At 42.2% G+C, this 1,040-nt stretch carries 1 protein-coding gene; it reads right to left on the reverse strand.

From position 1 onward, the window contains the following. Positions 1 to 1,040: hypothetical protein (locus BEN30_RS17600; protein ID WP_407655981.1), on the reverse strand; the 1,040-nt coding region annotated here is incomplete at both ends.

Genomic DNA, 1,040 nt, shown 5'->3' on the forward strand with positions numbered 1-1,040 from the left:
GCTTTAATCGTTGAATCTCTGTCCAGATTTTTCCCAGCGTCCAAAAAAGCCTTCAAAGCCTCAACCATCTGACCACCAATGCGAAAAATCATTCCAAGGCGATAACTTGCAGTAACATCGAAAGGAAAAGCTTTTAATTGGTCATTGTAAATGGTTATAGCTTGTTTACGTTTTGAAGCATCTTCAGTCCTCAAACAATATGCCAATTCCATTTCAAGCCGATACCCAACAGTTCTTGTACTTTCCAACTTTTTATCAAGGTGCATTTTACCTCGTTTTATGAGCTTATGAAACATATCAGCAGCCTCATCGAAAAGCTCACGTGACTCAGTTGGGTTATCTAGTGCACGAGACGCATTATCCCTGCAATCGAACGCCTGACGCAGTTCAGTGTGAAACGTTGCAGGCAAAATTTCTTGAAGCTCTGAAATAGCATCGCTGGCACTATCAACCGACAAATGCTCTTCACCTGCTATAACGGCAGCAGCATCAATTGCATTTTTTTTGATAAGGCTGGCGTGCTGAGAACACCCGTCAGCGAATGTCTTAAGTGCGTTCAGATGTGGCCTCCATTGCGCTACGCGCGGATGGTCCTCGATATCACCATCTTGCTCACGCTGCACCATATAGCGCAGCGCATGGTCAACCTCTCCCCAAGCCTCCTCAAAAATATCGCGAACTTGAATTTCCACAGTCTGATGGACCGTTTCTATTTCACCATTCCAACGAGAAACCTCAACTGGCACAAAAGCAACCAAATGGATAGAAGAGTATCCACTTTTTTTATTCTCTGGCTCTGCAATTTTAGGTGCATAGCCATTGTCCTCAAATACAAAATTTGCATTATCAATCAACTGTTTTGCTAAAACATGAACTGAATTTTCTTCGTCTACGGGACGATTCGTGTAGATTACAGCCTCCTTTAAACGCCCCTTTAAAAATGGAGATTTTCCACCCTCATGCTTAATCAAAGTTATTAAATCTTGGACAACATCCAATATATCTGTTTGGAAAACAGTAACAATTCGAAAACCACAGCC

Origin of the sequence: Magnetovibrio blakemorei, assembly GCF_001746755.1 — a bacterium.
GTDB lineage: Bacteria > Pseudomonadota > Alphaproteobacteria > Rhodospirillales > Magnetovibrionaceae > Magnetovibrio > Magnetovibrio blakemorei.